Origin of the sequence: Clostridium thermarum, assembly GCF_006351925.1 — a bacterium.
GTDB classification, from domain to species: Bacteria; Bacillota; Clostridia; order Clostridiales; family Clostridiaceae; genus Clostridium_AU; species Clostridium_AU thermarum.
The window spans coordinates 1,930,089-1,945,166 of record NZ_CP040924.1 but is presented as its reverse complement, the minus strand read 5'-3'; the positions used below and the strand labels follow the sequence as shown (position 1 = coordinate 1,945,166).

13 protein-coding genes and 1 riboswitch are annotated in these 15,078 nt (G+C 37.3%); of the genes, 11 read left to right on the top strand and 2 right to left on the bottom strand.

The annotated features are described in order from the left end of the window. The first annotated feature begins 125 nt into the window (after positions 1–125). Complete coding sequence (locus FHY60_RS08885; protein ID WP_139904637.1) at positions 126–641, top strand: gamma carbonic anhydrase family protein; 516 nt, start codon at positions 126–128, stop codon at positions 639–641. Then, entirely contained in the window at positions 625–1,107 is a 483-nt protein-coding gene (locus FHY60_RS08880) for a GAF domain-containing protein (RefSeq protein ID WP_139904636.1), read from the top strand. Before FHY60_RS08885 ends, FHY60_RS08880 begins: the two co-directional genes overlap by 17 nt. Before the next feature lie 141 nt (positions 1,108–1,248). On the opposite strand, the gene FHY60_RS08875 is transcribed toward FHY60_RS08880, so the two are convergent. Together FHY60_RS08875 and FHY60_RS08870 are read right to left on the bottom strand one after the other, a co-directional pair. Then, a complete protein-coding gene (locus tag FHY60_RS08875; protein WP_139904635.1) occupies positions 1,249–1,674 on the bottom strand; it encodes a YaaR family protein in 426 nt (141 codons plus the stop codon). An 18-nt stretch (positions 1,675–1,692) separates the two neighbouring features. Further along, positions 1,693–3,597: an NAD(+) synthase gene (locus FHY60_RS08870; RefSeq protein ID WP_139904634.1), complete on the bottom strand. Its 1,905-nt coding sequence runs from the start codon at positions 3,595–3,597 to the stop codon at positions 1,693–1,695. Positions 3,598–3,894: 297 nt separating this feature from the next. Between FHY60_RS08870 and FHY60_RS08865 the strand changes: the two genes are divergently transcribed. From FHY60_RS08865 to purN, 9 genes are all read left to right on the top strand, one after another. Continuing rightward, positions 3,895–4,320, top strand: coding sequence for an NfeD family protein (locus FHY60_RS08865; RefSeq protein ID WP_139904633.1), 426 nt, complete (start codon positions 3,895–3,897; stop codon positions 4,318–4,320). 18 nt (positions 4,321–4,338) lie between these two features. Next, positions 4,339–5,274 (top strand): SPFH domain-containing protein, encoded by a 936-nt coding sequence (locus tag FHY60_RS08860; protein ID WP_139904632.1) that lies wholly within the window; start codon positions 4,339–4,341, stop codon positions 5,272–5,274. A 202-nt stretch (positions 5,275–5,476) separates the two neighbouring features. Continuing rightward, complete coding sequence (locus FHY60_RS08855) at positions 5,477–6,799, top strand: glycosyltransferase family 4 protein (protein WP_139904631.1); 1,323 nt, start codon at positions 5,477–5,479, stop codon at positions 6,797–6,799. Between the two features lie 92 nt (positions 6,800–6,891). Beyond that, positions 6,892–6,993: riboswitch (purine riboswitch) on the top strand. 79 nt (positions 6,994–7,072) lie between these two features. After that, on the top strand, positions 7,073–10,843 hold the full coding sequence (locus tag FHY60_RS08850; RefSeq protein ID WP_139904630.1) for a phosphoribosylformylglycinamidine synthase: 3,771 nt from the start codon (positions 7,073–7,075) through the stop codon (positions 10,841–10,843). 13 nt (positions 10,844–10,856) lie between these two features. Continuing rightward, positions 10,857–11,336 (top strand): 5-(carboxyamino)imidazole ribonucleotide mutase, encoded by a 480-nt coding sequence (gene purE / locus FHY60_RS08845; protein ID WP_139904629.1) that lies wholly within the window; start codon positions 10,857–10,859, stop codon positions 11,334–11,336. After that, positions 11,336–12,046, top strand: a complete 711-nt coding sequence (gene purC / locus FHY60_RS08840; RefSeq protein ID WP_139904628.1) for a phosphoribosylaminoimidazolesuccinocarboxamide synthase — start codon at positions 11,336–11,338, stop codon at positions 12,044–12,046. Before purE ends, purC begins: the two co-directional genes overlap by 1 nt. 15 nt (positions 12,047–12,061) lie before the next feature. Continuing rightward, positions 12,062–13,468, top strand: coding sequence for an amidophosphoribosyltransferase (gene purF / locus FHY60_RS08835; RefSeq protein WP_139904627.1), 1,407 nt, complete (start codon positions 12,062–12,064; stop codon positions 13,466–13,468). 8 nt (positions 13,469–13,476) lie between these two features. Continuing rightward, a complete protein-coding gene (gene purM / locus FHY60_RS08830) occupies positions 13,477–14,475 on the top strand; it encodes a phosphoribosylformylglycinamidine cyclo-ligase (RefSeq protein WP_139904626.1) in 999 nt (332 codons plus the stop codon). Beyond that, positions 14,463–15,071: a phosphoribosylglycinamide formyltransferase gene (purN, locus tag FHY60_RS08825; RefSeq protein WP_139904625.1), complete on the top strand. Its 609-nt coding sequence runs from the start codon at positions 14,463–14,465 to the stop codon at positions 15,069–15,071. The genes purM and purN overlap by 13 nt, the downstream gene beginning before the upstream one ends. Positions 15,072–15,078 lie beyond the last annotated feature (7 nt).

Here is a 15,078-nt window from a genome sequence, read left to right as displayed (position 1 = left end):
ATATGACAATTCTATAATAAACACAATAAATAATAAGTATTAAGAAACAAAAAGAATAATATGTCTAAAAATACGGAAATTTAAGCAGAATTAAAAGAGAAAAAACAAGAATAGGAGGCGTTTCTATGCTCCATATTTACAAGGGAATATACCCTAAGGTGGCTGAAGATGTTTTTATAGCCGAAGGTAGTCATATAATAGGTTATGTAACCATAGAAAAAAATTGCAGTATTTGGTTTGGTGCTGTTCTAAGAGGGGATGACAATTATATTACCGTTGGAGAGGGGACAAATATACAGGACAATTCCGTAATCCATGGAAGCAAAGACACTGCACCAACCATTATAGGCAAATATGTGACCATTGGCCACAATGCCATTATACACGGTGCAGAGATAGGGGACAATTGCCTGATTGGAATGGGATCAATTATAATGAACAATTGTAAAATAGGGAAAAACACAATTATCGGAGCCGGCTCACTAATTCCCGGAGGAAAAGAAATACCAGAAGGTGTACTTTGTATGGGATCTCCTGCAAAAATAATTAGAAATCTTACTGAAGAAGAATATAAAAAACTGAGAAGTTCTGCAGAACACTACATAAAGATGATGGGGGAATATAATGATAAACGTAGATAACTTTAAAGATATGAAAATTGAAGATAAATACAACCTAATGCTGTTACTCATAGAAGGACAGTTAAAATCCGAATCAGATTTTATTGCTAATCTAAGCAATACATCAGCAATAATAAAGTCTGCATTAGAGGAAACAAACTGGGTAGGATTCTACCTATATAAGGATGGAGAATTGGTGCTTGGTCCTTTTCAAGGCCTTCCAGCTTGCTGTAGAATAGAGATTGGCAGCGGAGTCTGCGGAACTGCAGCAAAATTAAAAGCAACCCAAAGAGTTGCTAATGTACATGAGTTTGATGGACACATCGCATGTGACAGCGCTTCAAATTCGGAGATAGTTATACCTATCATAAAAGATGATAAACTACTAGGCGTACTGGATATTGACAGTCCTGTATTTGACAGGTTTTCAAAAATAGATCAAACGTATTTGGAGAAGGCTGTAGAGATCCTAGTGAAGTACCTGTAATAATTGACAATAAACATTTGACAATGGACAATTATGGATAAAATTCAGCAGAACTGAATTTCTACAAAAATTGTCAATCGTCCATTGTCAAATGTGAATTATCATAAACCATACTTTTTACATTGTCACCTAAGAAGCATCCTATCTGTAAATATCCAATACCAGTCCAGTTATCTCATCAATAGTTCCCGCTATTGACAAGTTATCTTTTTCTTCCTGTAAAAGAAGTTTCGTTAACTCTTCAAGTTTTTTATCTATGGTCTCTATAGTTATAAAGTATTGAGTCTGCCAAAAGCTTATGTCTTTCTTTATATTATACATATGCTGCAGTACAGAGTTTAAATATTCTTTAATAAGATTCTTATAGGCTTTTACGTCAGCATAGGATTTTGTGATTATCAGTCTGGCACCTTTCTTTTTGATGTCCTCTTGAATCCTCTTCAATTCTTCCTCACTTCTTTTATCACGGGCAAAATTGAAGTTTTGTGAAAAATCCTTTTTTAACTCTATACTTTTCTTTTCTTCGGACTTTATAGGAGAATTTCTCCCAACTCTTTTTATTTCCAATAAAGCAACCTCCTTACATTAAACCCATGAATTCATGCTTGCATCTGAAGGCATTCTCCAATCACCTCTAGGAGAAAGACTAATAGTTCCAACCTTTGGTCCATCAGGAAGAGCTGAACGCTTAAATTGCTGGGTGAAGAATCTAGAAATAAATTTATTAAGCCACTTTTTTATCTCTTCTTCGCTGTAAGTGCCTTGAAAGGCATGAATTGCAAGAAAACATATTTTCTCAGGCGTAGCTCCCTGTCTTATAAAATAGTATAGGAAAAAATCGTGCAGTTCATAGGGTCCAATAATATCTTCTGTCTTTTGTGATATCTCACCATTTTTATCTTTAGGTAACAGTTCAGGACTCACAGGAGTATTGATAACATCTAAAAGAATATCAGAAATAGCTTTATCAAACACATATAGGGCAGCATACTCTACCAAATACCTTACCAGTGTCTTTGGAATAGAAGAGTTTACACCATACATGGACATATGGTCTCCATTGTAAGTGCACCAACCTAAGGCTAGTTCCGAAAGGTCACCGGTACCAATCACTAATCCGTTTTCCTTATTTGCTATGTCCATAAGTATTTGAGTACGCTCACGTGCCTGAACATTCTCATAGGTGACATCATGTATTTCAGCAGGGTGTCCTATATCTTTAAAATGCTGCAGACTAGCATTTACTATATTTATCTCACGTAAGTCTGTATTTAGTTTCATACACAGCTCTACGGCATTATTGTAAGTCCTGTCCGTTGTACCAAAACCAGGCATAGTTACTGTAACAATATTTTCTCTGGACAAACCTAACATGTCAAAGGTCTTTATCACAACCAATAGGGCTAATGTAGAATCTAAGCCACCGGATATTCCTATCACTGCTTTTTTAGCACCGCTGTGTTGAATTCTTTTTGCTAAGCCTGCAGTTTGTATATTAAAAATCTCCTCACAACGCTCCTGCCTAAACTTAGGATCAGAGGGTACAAAAGGATGTTTATCGACAAATCTGTCAAATACAGCTATCTCTGTATTGCTATACTGGAATTTTATATCTATGAAATCATATGGCATTTTAAAGGAATGGGTACGAAAACTAGTGTTTCGGAGCCTTTCATTATTCAATCTGTCTACATCAACTATTGCAGTAATTATTTCATTTTCACGCTCAAACCGTCTGTTTTCTTTTAATAAGGAACCATTTTCAGAAATAAGCATATGTCCGCTGAAAACAAGATCCGTTGTAGATTCAAAAACACCACTAGAGGCATATAAGTAAGCACAATAACAACGAGCACTCTGTGAAAGCACCAGATCTCTTCTATAGTTTGATTTGCTAACAAGTTCATTTGAAGCTGAAAGATTACCGATAATATTAGCTCCAGCTAAAGCTGCGTTACTGCTTGGCGGTATCACAACCCATAGGTCTTCACAGATCTCAAAAGAAAATTTATAGCATCCGCTGGAAAACATTAGATTTATTCCAAATGGAATCTTATTTTGAAAGGGTAGATCCACTTCTTTGTCTATAATATTATTTCCTTCAGAAAACCATCTTTTTTCATAAAACTCTGTGTAATTTGGGATGAAGCTCTTTGGTATAATTCCCAAAACTTTGCCTTCGAAAATAACAAAGGCACAGTTATATAATGCATTTAAATAATGCAGTGGTGCACCAACAACTATTAGCATATCCTTTCCAATACTTTGAGTGCATATAACTTGTAAAGCCCTCTTTGCTTCCTCTATCAATTGTTGTTGGAGAAACAAATCTCCGCAGGTATAAGAGGTAATGCATAGCTCAGGGAAAACTAAGAGCTTAGTACTTAATGAAAATCCTTGTTCCAATAGCTTGCATATTTGCTCTGTATTATACTGAATATCTGCCACCCTTGTAGTAGGGCAGGCTGTGCCAACTCTTATGTAGTTCATTACTATCACTCCAATAACCATTTAAAACTGATATAGATAGATTATAACCTGTAATATTATTTTTAACAATAATTGATATAATTCTACGATATTCTTATTAATTTATAGTAAATATGTGAAATTTATTCAAAATCTCTTTATATGGTTTATTTTAACTTATATAATGATATATCTACCCTTTACAAATTGTAATATATAGCATATAATAATATCGTAAACAGCGAATACAAATGATAAAAAAAGTATTAATTATAAGACATTTCATGTATAATAAAATTATAGGGAAGGAGGGGTTTTATGGATAAAAATATGGTACTTTGGCTTATAATTGGTATTATTTCAGTAGTTGTAGACATAGTAACCAGCGCCTTTATTTTTGTTTGGATTGCTGTGGGCACTATAGCGGCAATTATAGCCAATTTACTAGGATATTCGTTCACCATACAACTGGTTGCATTCATCATTGTAAGCACACTGTTTATAATTGTTGGATATCCGCTGGTGAAGAATACCCTAAAAAAAACAGTGGCAAAATCGCCTACAACTGAGCAAGGCTATATCGGCAGAGAATTACTCATGGAAGAAGATGTGACAGATAAAGCTAATATAAAAATTGATGGCATATACTGGACAGTTAAGAACGAAGGAGAGTTAATTAGAAAAGGTGACAAGGTTAAAATAACAGGAATTGAGGGAAATAAATTAACCATTAAAAAGATTTAATTTTTAGGAGGATGTATTATGGGACCAGAAATTATTTTAGTAATAATATTAGCTATTGTTTTTCTAGGTGTGTTATCTTCAGTTAAGGTTGTTAATACTGGAGAGGTTTATATACTTGAAAGGTTGGGTCAATTCTATAAAGTACTTGAGCCAGGTTGGCATTTTACCATTCCTTTCATAGATTTTGTTAGAAAAAAGGTTTCAACCAAGCAGCAAATTCTTGATATAGAACCGCAAAGCGTTATTACAAAGGATAATGTAAAAATTTCAATAGACAACGTAATATTCTACAAAGTAATGAATGCCAAAGATGCAGTATATAACATAGAGAATTTCCACCATGGTATCATATACTCAACTATAACAAATATGCGTAACATTGTTGGTGAAATGACACTAGATGATGTTTTATCCGGAAGAGATAAAATCAATTCAAAGTTGCTGCAGATAATTGACGAAATTACCGATGCCTATGGTATAAAAATATTATCTGTTGAAATTAAAAACATAATACCACCTGCAGAAATTCAGCAGGCCATGGAAAAACAAATGAGAGCTGAAAGAGATAAGAGAGCAGCTATCCTGCAAGCAGAAGGTCAAAAAGCTGCAGAGATTGCAAGAGCAGAAGGTGAAAAGCAGGCTAAAATTCTTACTGCAGAGGCAGAAAAAGAAGCAAATATCAGAAGAGCCGAAGGTCTTAGGGAATCTCAACTTTTGGAAGCAGAAGGTAAAGCAAGGGCTATAGAAGCTATAGCAAAGGCACAGGCAGAGGCTATAGAAAAAGTAAACAGAGCTATTATAGAATCCGGAACCAACGAGACAGTTATAGCCCTTAAGCAGGTTGAAGCTCTGCAAGAAATGGCTAAAAACCCTGCAAATAAACTCATTCTGCCAAATGAAGCCATATCTTCCTTAGGAAGTATAGCAGCAGTAGCTGAAATGCTTAAAAAGTAATTTAAATGGTACTTAGAATCACAGGTGTTATCACCTTGATTCTACGGTACCTTTTTTTAACCGTTAAATTATAACATTTACATTTATTAAATTTGTAAACTTTTCTGATTTTAAGTTTAATTTAAACTGATTTTATTGAAATAATAACAAAATTAGTTATAATTGGTAGTATAAATTTTATTTACAAATTGGGAGGTAAAGTATGAGGGTTTTAATGCTATCTTGGGAATACCCACCTAGAAGTATAGGTGGTCTGTCCACTCATGTATACAATATTAGCCATAGTCTTCAGGGAGCAGGTCATGAAATTCATGTAGTTACATGCGGCAATGAAAAATCTAAGGCTTTTGAAGTTGAAGATGGTATCAATATACATAGAGTTTTTCCTATCAGTATAGAGAAAGACAATTTAATCGAATGGATAAATCAATTAAATTATGCAATGATTGAAGCCTCTGCCAAATTATTAAATAACGAAGAGAAATTTGATCTAATTCACGCGCATGATTGGCATGTGGCATTTGCCGCAAAAACCTTAAAGCAAATTTACTGCTTACCGCTTATAACCACATTTCATTCAACAGAGTATGGTAGAAATAACGGAATTTATACAGACTTACATAGGCACATAGCATCCATAGAAGCGCTTTTAGCAAAGGAGTCAAGTAAGATTATCTGCTGCAGCGAATATATGAAGGACCAGGTATCATCACTCTATGACATCGATAAAAATAATATACAAGTGATACCAAACGGCGTGTTTGAAGCACCTAAATCCAGCGGCAGAATTAATATATTTAGGAGAGCATATGCTAAGGATGATGAAAAAATTGTACTTTATATAGGCAGACATATATACCTAAAGGGAATTCATCATATAATAGATGCGATACCTACCATAGTTTCAAAAATTGGTAATATTAAATTTATTATTTCCGGTACAGGTCCCATGACTGAAGACCTAAAATATAAAGCTCAAGCTATGGGCATATCCGATAAGATAATATTTACAGGTTATATAGATGAAAAAGTAAAGCAAAAGTTATACCGTGCTGCCGATGTCTTTGTAATTCCATCCCTATATGAACCCTTTGGCAATGTGGCACTGGAAGCAATGACTATGGGGTGTCCAGTAGTTGCATCGGCCACCGGAGGCCTATCAGAAATTGTTGACAATAACGTAACGGGTAAGTTATTTAATCCCGGTTATGTACATGAGTTGGCTGATTCAATCGTAGAGTTACTCAATGACGATGTACTAAGAAATGGTATTATCGAAAAGGCTTTAGATGTGGTAAAAGATAGTTATACATGGGAAAAGGCCAGTGAGCTCACCAGTGAAGCATATATATCCCTGAGGGTAAAAAAGAAAAGAACACCTGTGAGAAAAAATAATAAAAAGCCTGTAGTAGAGGAGACAGTATTAGTTAATACAGAAGATATAAGCGAAAAAAGTTCAGAAAGGAAAAAGTCCAGCAGAAGCGGCAAAAAGAAAGCAGAAAGCGATATATCCGAATTATTATAAAATAAAATCAGAATATTATTCGTTTTAATACGAATTTTATTCTGATTTTATTTTATTTTATTGACTATTATGTTTTTAGATGGTACTATAGTATAAAAGTTTATAAATTTATCCATATAATCCTGATAATATGGTTCAGGAGTCTCTACAGTTTTGCCGTAAACAATCTGGCTATGGGTAAGTCCTAGGTAATATTTTTTTGTATATACCTCTTTTTGTCGACCGCAGGATTTACTCATACTGCGGTTTATTATTTTTCAAGGAGGTTTTACAATGGAACAGAAGGTTTATCGTATATTTGTGGAAAAGAAACAGGAGTATAATGTGGAAGGCCAGCATCTCTTAAAAGATTTTAAGATTAACCTGGATTTGTCCACATTGGAATACGTACGGATTATTAATAGATATGATATCTCCGGTATTAACGAAACAGAATTAGCCACTTCTATAAAAACAATCTTTTCAGAAGAAACCATTGATCTAGTTTACAAGGAAAACTTTCCCGTCCATGAAAATGAGTATGTCTTTGCTGTAGAATATTTGCCGGGTCAATATGACCAAAGAGCTGATTCTGCAGTTGAATGCCTTCAGCTTATCTTTAAAAAACGTCCAATTGTAAGAAGTTCAAAAGTACTTGTCTTAAAAGGCAGCTTAGCTCCATCTGATATACAAAAAATAAAACACTATTATATTAATCCAGTTGATACCAGAGAGGCTAGTTTAGATAAATATGATACCCTAGAAGAAATTTTTGACACTCCCTCATCTGTAGAAATTATTACTGGCTTTATTGATTTTGATGAAAATGGAATACAGGAACTTCATAAAAGATTAAGCCTTGCAATGTCTTTGGACGATCTTAGAGCCTGCCACACTTACTTTAAATACTCAGAAAAACGTAATCCTACCATAACAGAAATCAAAGTACTGGATACCTACTGGTCCGACCACTGCAGGCACACCACATTTTTGACAGAAATCAACCATGTGGACATAGAGGGTGGAAATTATACCTTACCAATAGCCTCTGCTTTCAGAGAATACTGTCAGGGCAGGGAAGTAGTATATGGACCTAACAACAAAGCTATTACTTTGATGGATATCGCCCTTATGGCAATGAAGGAGCTTAAGCACGCCGGTAAACTACAAAATCTTGATGAATCCGATGAAATAAATGCCTGCAGCATCAAAGTTCCAGTGGAAGTCGATGGTGTAAAAGAGGACTGGCTAGTTATGTTTAAGAACGAAACCCACAATCATCCCACAGAAATTGAACCCTTTGGCGGTGCTGCTACCTGTTTGGGAGGTGCCATTAGAGACCCGCTTTCAGGTAGGTCTTACGTCTATCAGGCTATGCGAGTGACCGGTAGTGGTGATCCAAGGACTGCCCTAAAGGATACTCTTCCTGGTAAGCTGTCTCAAAGGAAAATTACTACTGAAGCAGCTCATGGATACAGCTCCTATGGTAATCAAATCGGTTTGTCTACAGGTCTTGTTTCTGAGCTATACCATGGTGGCTATGTAACTAAAAGAATGGAAATCGGCGCTGTAATTGGCGCCGCACCGGCAGCAAATGTTATAAGACTGACTCCTGTGGCAGGAGATAAAGTTATCCTACTTGGAGGTAGAACCGGCCGGGATGGCTGTGGCGGTGCCACCGGATCTTCAAAAAAACATACTGAAGAATCCATTGAAATCTGCGGAGCAGAGGTGCAAAAGGGAAATCCCCCCATAGAAAGGAAACTTCAGAGATTATTTAGGAACAGGGAAGTTACCACATTGATAAAGAGATGTAATGACTTTGGTGCCGGTGGTGTATCCGTGGCAATAGGAGAATTAGCGGATGGTCTTCTAATAGATTTGGACAATATACCTAGAAAATATGAAGGCTTAGACGGCACTGAGCTGGCTATATCCGAATCACAAGAGCGTATGGCTGTAGTTGTGAGCCCTGAAAATGTAGATACCTTCATTAGCTTAGCCCAGAAAGAAAATGTGGAAGCTACGGTAGTAGCGGAAGTCACCGATGATAGCAGATTAATTATGAAATGGAAAGGAAATATAATTGTCAATCTATCCAGGGAATTTCTTAACACCAATGGTGCCAAAACTTATACTACAGTTATAGTTAAGTCTCCTAAGGATTTAGGAGAACTCTTTGAAGAAAATAGCATGGATTTAACCCTTGAAGATATGTGGCTGGACAAAATTTCTGATCTCAATGTCTGCAGCCAAAAGGGATTAATTGAAAGATTTGACAGTACTATAGGAGCAGGTACAGTTTTAATGCCCTTAGGTGGGAAATATCAACTTACACCGATTGAGGCTATGGTTTGTAAATTACCGGTCCTCAAAGGTAACACTGATACAGCCTCAATAATGTCCTATGGCTTCAATCCAAGAATCTCTGAAATAAGTCCTTTCCACGGCGCGGTCTATGCTATTGTTGAAGCAGTGTCAAAAGTGGTGGCCGTGGGCGGAGACTACCATAGAGTAAAGCTAACTCTGCAAGAATACTTTGAAAGATTGGGGAGCAATCCGGAAAGATGGGGGAAGCCTTTCGCCGCACTTTTGGGAGCCTATTTTGCGCAGAAGAGATTGGAAATTGCCGCTATCGGGGGTAAGGACAGCATGTCAGGCAGCTTTAATGACTTGGATGTGCCTCCTACACTAGTTGCTTTTGCAGTTGATGTAATTGAAAACTGCAGCCGCATAGTTTCTTCAGAATTTAAAAGTGCAAACTCAAAAGTATTTCTTATAGAAACAAGAATAGATGACAACTACTTGCCGGATTTTGAAGACCTAAAAAGAAACCTATCAGCGGTAACAAACCTAATCAAATGCGGAAAGCTAAAAGCCTGTTCCACTGTTAAATCCGGTGGAATCTGCGAAGCTATTACCAAAATGACCATAGGTAATAAGATAGGCTTTAGGTTTGACAACAAGGCTGAAAACCACAATCTATTTTCCTTAAAATACGGCTCCTTTATCTTAGAGGTGGAGAAGGACTTTGATGAAGTTACAACTTTAAAAGGTTTGAATTATGATTTATTAGGTTACACAGTAGAAACTGAAAGTATACAAATAGGCAGTACTATTATTGCACTGGACGCTATTCTTAAAAAATGGATAGACCCCCTAGATAAGATTTTTCCAACAACCGTTGAAGTTAAGCCTGTAGTATACGCGGAAAGATTATTCAATACTTCAAAGGTGAAAAGTTGTAACTTCAATATAGGTGGTGCAAAACCTAAGGTCTTTATTCCTGTATTTCCGGGTACAAACTGTGAATATGATTCTGCCAGAGCCTTTGAAAAGGCCGGTGGAAAAGCTTTAATTCAAGTGTTCAGAAACCTGACATCAAGTGATATATATGACTCTGTAAGAATTATAGAGCAGGAAATAAAGAATTCTAATATACTGATGTTTCCCGGAGGCTTTAGTGCAGGAGATGAGCCTGATGGTTCAGGTAAATTTATAGCCAACGTATTCAGAAACCCCATACTAAAAGAGGCAGTGATGGACTTTCTGCAAAATAGAGATGGGTTAATTCTTGGAATATGCAATGGCTTTCAAGTATTAATAAAGCTAGGCCTTCTTCCCTATGGTGAAATAAGAGAAATTGACAAAGACTGTCCAACACTTACTTATAATACCATCGGCAGACATGTTTCCTGTATGGTTAATACCAAGGTAGTATCAAATCTTTCTCCTTGGTTCAGCTCTGTAAAAGTGGGAGACATTCATACAGTACCGGTTTCTCATGGAGAAGGAAGGTTTGTGGCACAGGAGGCGCTCATAGAAAAATTATTTCAGAATGGTCAAATTGCAACTCAATATGTTGATTTACAGGGCAATGCAGTAAGTACTATGCCATACAATCCTAACGGTTCAATGTACGCTGTAGAAGGTATAACCAGTGCTGATGGAAGAATTCTAGGAAAAATGGCCCACAGCGAACGTATTGGAAAAAATCTATATAAGAATATTCCCGGAAACATGGATCAGAAGATCTTTGAATCCGGTATTAAATACTTTAAATAAAAGGGGGACAAATATGCAAGTAGCAATCATTTTTGGAAGCAAATCGGACAAGGAGGTAATGAAAGGTGCTGCAGATGCCTTAAAAGAGTTTGGCATTACTTATAAGGCCTTTATACTTTCTGCCCACCGGGTACCGGAAAAATTAATGGAGGTACTTGAAGAAATTGAGAGTGACGGCTGCCAATGTATTATAGCCGGAGCCGGTTTGGCTGCCCATCTTCCTGGGGTTATAGCCTCCCATACTACCAAGCCTGTTATAGGCGTACCTATTAACGCAGCAATGAACGGATTAGACTCACTGCTTTCAATAGTGCAGATGCCAAAATCCATTCCTGTTGCCACTGTAGGAATTAACAACAGCTATAATGCAGGAATTTTGGCTGTACAAATGCTGGCACTAAAGGATGAAGACCTGGCTATTAGAGTAAAAAATTACAGAGTAGTTATGAAAGAAAATTTCATAAATGAAAACAATCAGGGGGTAGATCTATAATGGATAAAAAAGAAATGCTTTATGAGGGAAAGGCAAAGAGAATTTTTGCTACAGCTGTTGAGGATGAGGTTATTGTTTATTACAAGGATGACGCCACTGCCTTTAATGGAGAAAAAAAGGGACAAATCGGAGATAAGGGTGTGATGAACAACCACATTTCTTCAATGCTTTTTGGACTGCTTGAAAAGAATGGGATTAATACGCATTTTTTAAAGAAAATAAGTGACAGAGAGCAACTTTGCAAGAAAGTAGAAATTGTACCACTTGAAGTTATAGTAAGAAATGTAGCTGCAGGCAGTATGGCAAAACGCCTTGGCTTAAATGAAGGTTATGAACTCAAAACAACAGTTTATGAAATCTGTTATAAAAACGATGATCTTGGGGATCCCCTTATAAATGATCACCAGGCAGTAGCCATAGGCTTAACTACTTTTGAAGAACTCAATAATATCTATGCCATAACAGAAAAGGTAAACAACATTCTTAAGGACTTCTTTAATGGTCTCGGCATTAAATTGATTGATTTTAAATTAGAATTTGGGAGATATAAGAACGAAATAATTTTGGCAGATGAAATCTCCCCGGATACCTGCAGGTTTTGGGATACAGTAACCAATGAAAAATTAGATAAGGACAGATTCCGCAGAGATATGGGCAATGTGGAAGAGGCCTATAAGGAGATATTAAACAGAATTTCAAATGCAAATTAGTGAGAGGAGTAAGGCATGTTGGGTATAAATGATGACAAGCTCAAGGAGGAATGCGGAGTTTTTGGGATTTACTCCACTGATAATATAGATGTGGCTACATTGACCTACTATGGTTTATATGCACTCCAGCATCGTGGACAAGAGAGTGCCGGAATTGTAGTTTCAGATGGTGAAAAGTTAGACTGCCATAAGGCAATGGGATTGGTTTGTGATATCTTTGATGAAGAAACTTTAAGGAAACTGAAGGGAATATCCGCTATAGGCCATGTCAGGTATTCCACTACCGGCTCCAGTAATGCAGCAAATGCACAACCGCTGCTTTCACAATATAAGCTTGGTTCAATAGCGATTGCCCATAACGGGAATCTTGTGAACGCCGATGTAATAAGAGAGCTCTTAGAGGATGCCGGCGTTATATTTCAAACTGCCGTAGACACGGAAGTTGTTCTGAATCTCATTGCAAGAGCAGCAAGTAAAGGAATTGAAAAAGCGGTTTTTGACGCAGTCCAAACAATAAAGGGTTCCTTTGCCATGGTAATACTCACAGAGGACAAACTTATTGGCGTAAGAGATCCCAATGGAATCCGTCCCCTCTGTATAGGCAAGGTTGGCAGCAGCTACGTCTTATGTTCAGAAAGTTGCGCACTGGACGCTGTCGGCGCAGAGTTTATACGAGATGTGAATCCCGGAGAAATTGTAATTATTGATGCTAACGAGCTAAAGTCCTTACATCCAGGAGAGAGGACCAGATGTGCTACCTGTGCCTTTGAGTATATATATTTCGCAAGACCTGACAGTGTCATTGACGGAATTGATGTATATGGTTCCAGAGTTAAAGCAGGTAAAATCCTTTATGAGGAATGTCCTATAGAGGCGGATATAGTTGTAGGAGTGCCGGATTCAGGTATAGCTGCCGCTTCAGGCTATGCTGAAGCCTCAGGGATCCCCTTTAGTATGGGTTTTGTTAAGAACAGATATGTTGGCCGTACCTTTATTTCACCTTCCCAAGACCTAAGAGAAAAGGCTGTAGCTGTAAAGCTCAATCCCTTAAAAGTCAATGTTAAAGGGAAGAGAGTAGTACTCATAGATGATTCAATTGTGAGAGGAACCACCAGCAAACGCTTGGTTGATTTACTTAGAAAAGCCGGTGCTTTAGAGGTACATTTTAGGGTTTCCTCACCGGTAGTTAAATACCCCTGCTATTTTGGAATTGATACACCCTATAGAAAGGATTTGATTGGTGCCAATTCTACAATAGAAAAGATTAGACAGGAAATAGGGGCTGATACGCTTGGCTATATAAGTATCAAAGGCTTATTAAAAAGCTTCGCCAGTAATAATGATTTCTGTCTGGGCTGCTTTAACGGAGAGTACCCTATAGCAACACCTATGGAGTCGGTGAAGGAAAGATTGGAAAGGTAGGTATTTATATGATAACTTATAAAGATTCCGGAGTTAATATAGAAGAAGGTTACAGGTCAGTAAATCTGATAAAAGCCTATGCAGAGAAAACCATGCTGCCCTTTGTACTAAATAGTATTGGAAGCTTTGCAGGTATGGTGGAATTACCGGAGGGTTATAAAAAGCCTGTGTTAGTGTCCGGAACCGACGGCGTCGGGACAAAACTTGATATAGCCTTTAGGTTAAAAAAATATGACACCGTAGGCATTGATTGCGTAGCCATGTGTGTAAATGATATATTATGCCACGGCGCTAAGCCATTATTCTTTTTGGATTATATAGCCTGCGGTAAGCTGGAAGCGGATGTGGCTGCAGCCCTAGTTAAAGGCGTAGCAGATGGTTGTCTTCAGGCAGGCTGCTCCCTAATTGGTGGGGAAACCGCAGAAATGCCCGGTTTCTACCCCCACGGAGAATATGATATAGCAGGTTTTGCAGCGGGAATTGTTGAAAAAGAATCCATAATAAACGGTAGTGATATAGAGGTCGGTGATGTGCTCATCGGTCTTGCCTCTTCCGGTCTTCACAGCAATGGATACTCTTTAATAAGAAAGATAATTCCTGATCTTAATATGCCCTTTGGTAATACAACTATTGGAAAAGTTCTATTGGTACCAACTAAAATATATGTGAAACCAATTTTGGACTTGATAAAGGATTTCAAAATAAAGGGGATGGCCCACATTACCGGAGGAGGTTTTATAGAAAACATCCCCAGAATGTTCAAAGGAGACTTTACTGCTGTAATCAATACAAAGTCTTATCCACTTCCAGAGATATTTGAATATATCAACTCTCTTGGTGTAGACAGAGCTCACATGTACAATATCTTTAATATGGGAATAGGCTTTGTGTTGTGTGTATCACCGCAGGATGCGGAGGCTGTTATCAGATCTTTAATCTCAATGGGTGAAACCGCTTATAAAATTGGTGTTGTCCGTGCCGGAGGTGAAGGTATTTGTATAGAGTAGCTGTGCTTATTTCCGGCAGTGGTTCAAATCTACAGGCTTTAATTGACAGCCCCGCTAGGAATACTAGCTACAGCATTGACTATGTTATAAGTGATAGGCCTGGGGTATACGGGCTGAAAAGAGCAGAATTAAATGGAATAAAGAATTATGTAGTGGATAGGAAAGTTTATAAGGCAGCTTTATCAGATGAAATTTTAAAATTGATTAAGGACAAAGTGGACATTATTGTTCTTGCAGGTTTCTTATCCATTTTGAGGGGAGAAATATTAGTGGCTTTTACGAATAAAATAATTAATATTCATCCCTCGCTAATACCAAGTTTCTGCGGAAGTGGAATGTATGGCATTAAGGTTCATGAAAGCGTAATTCAATGCGGAGCAAAAGTTTCCGGTTGCACCGTTCACTTTGTAGATGCAGGCACCGATTCGGGTCCAATTATTTTGCAAAAAACCGTTCCTGTATATTTTGAAGATGATGCATTATCCCTTCAAAAAAGGGTACTGGAACAGGAACATATTGCTCTACCGAAAGCACTAGATTTGCTGTGTAAGGATAGGTTAAAAATAATTGATGGTAGAGTAAAGATAATAGATTAAGGGGGTT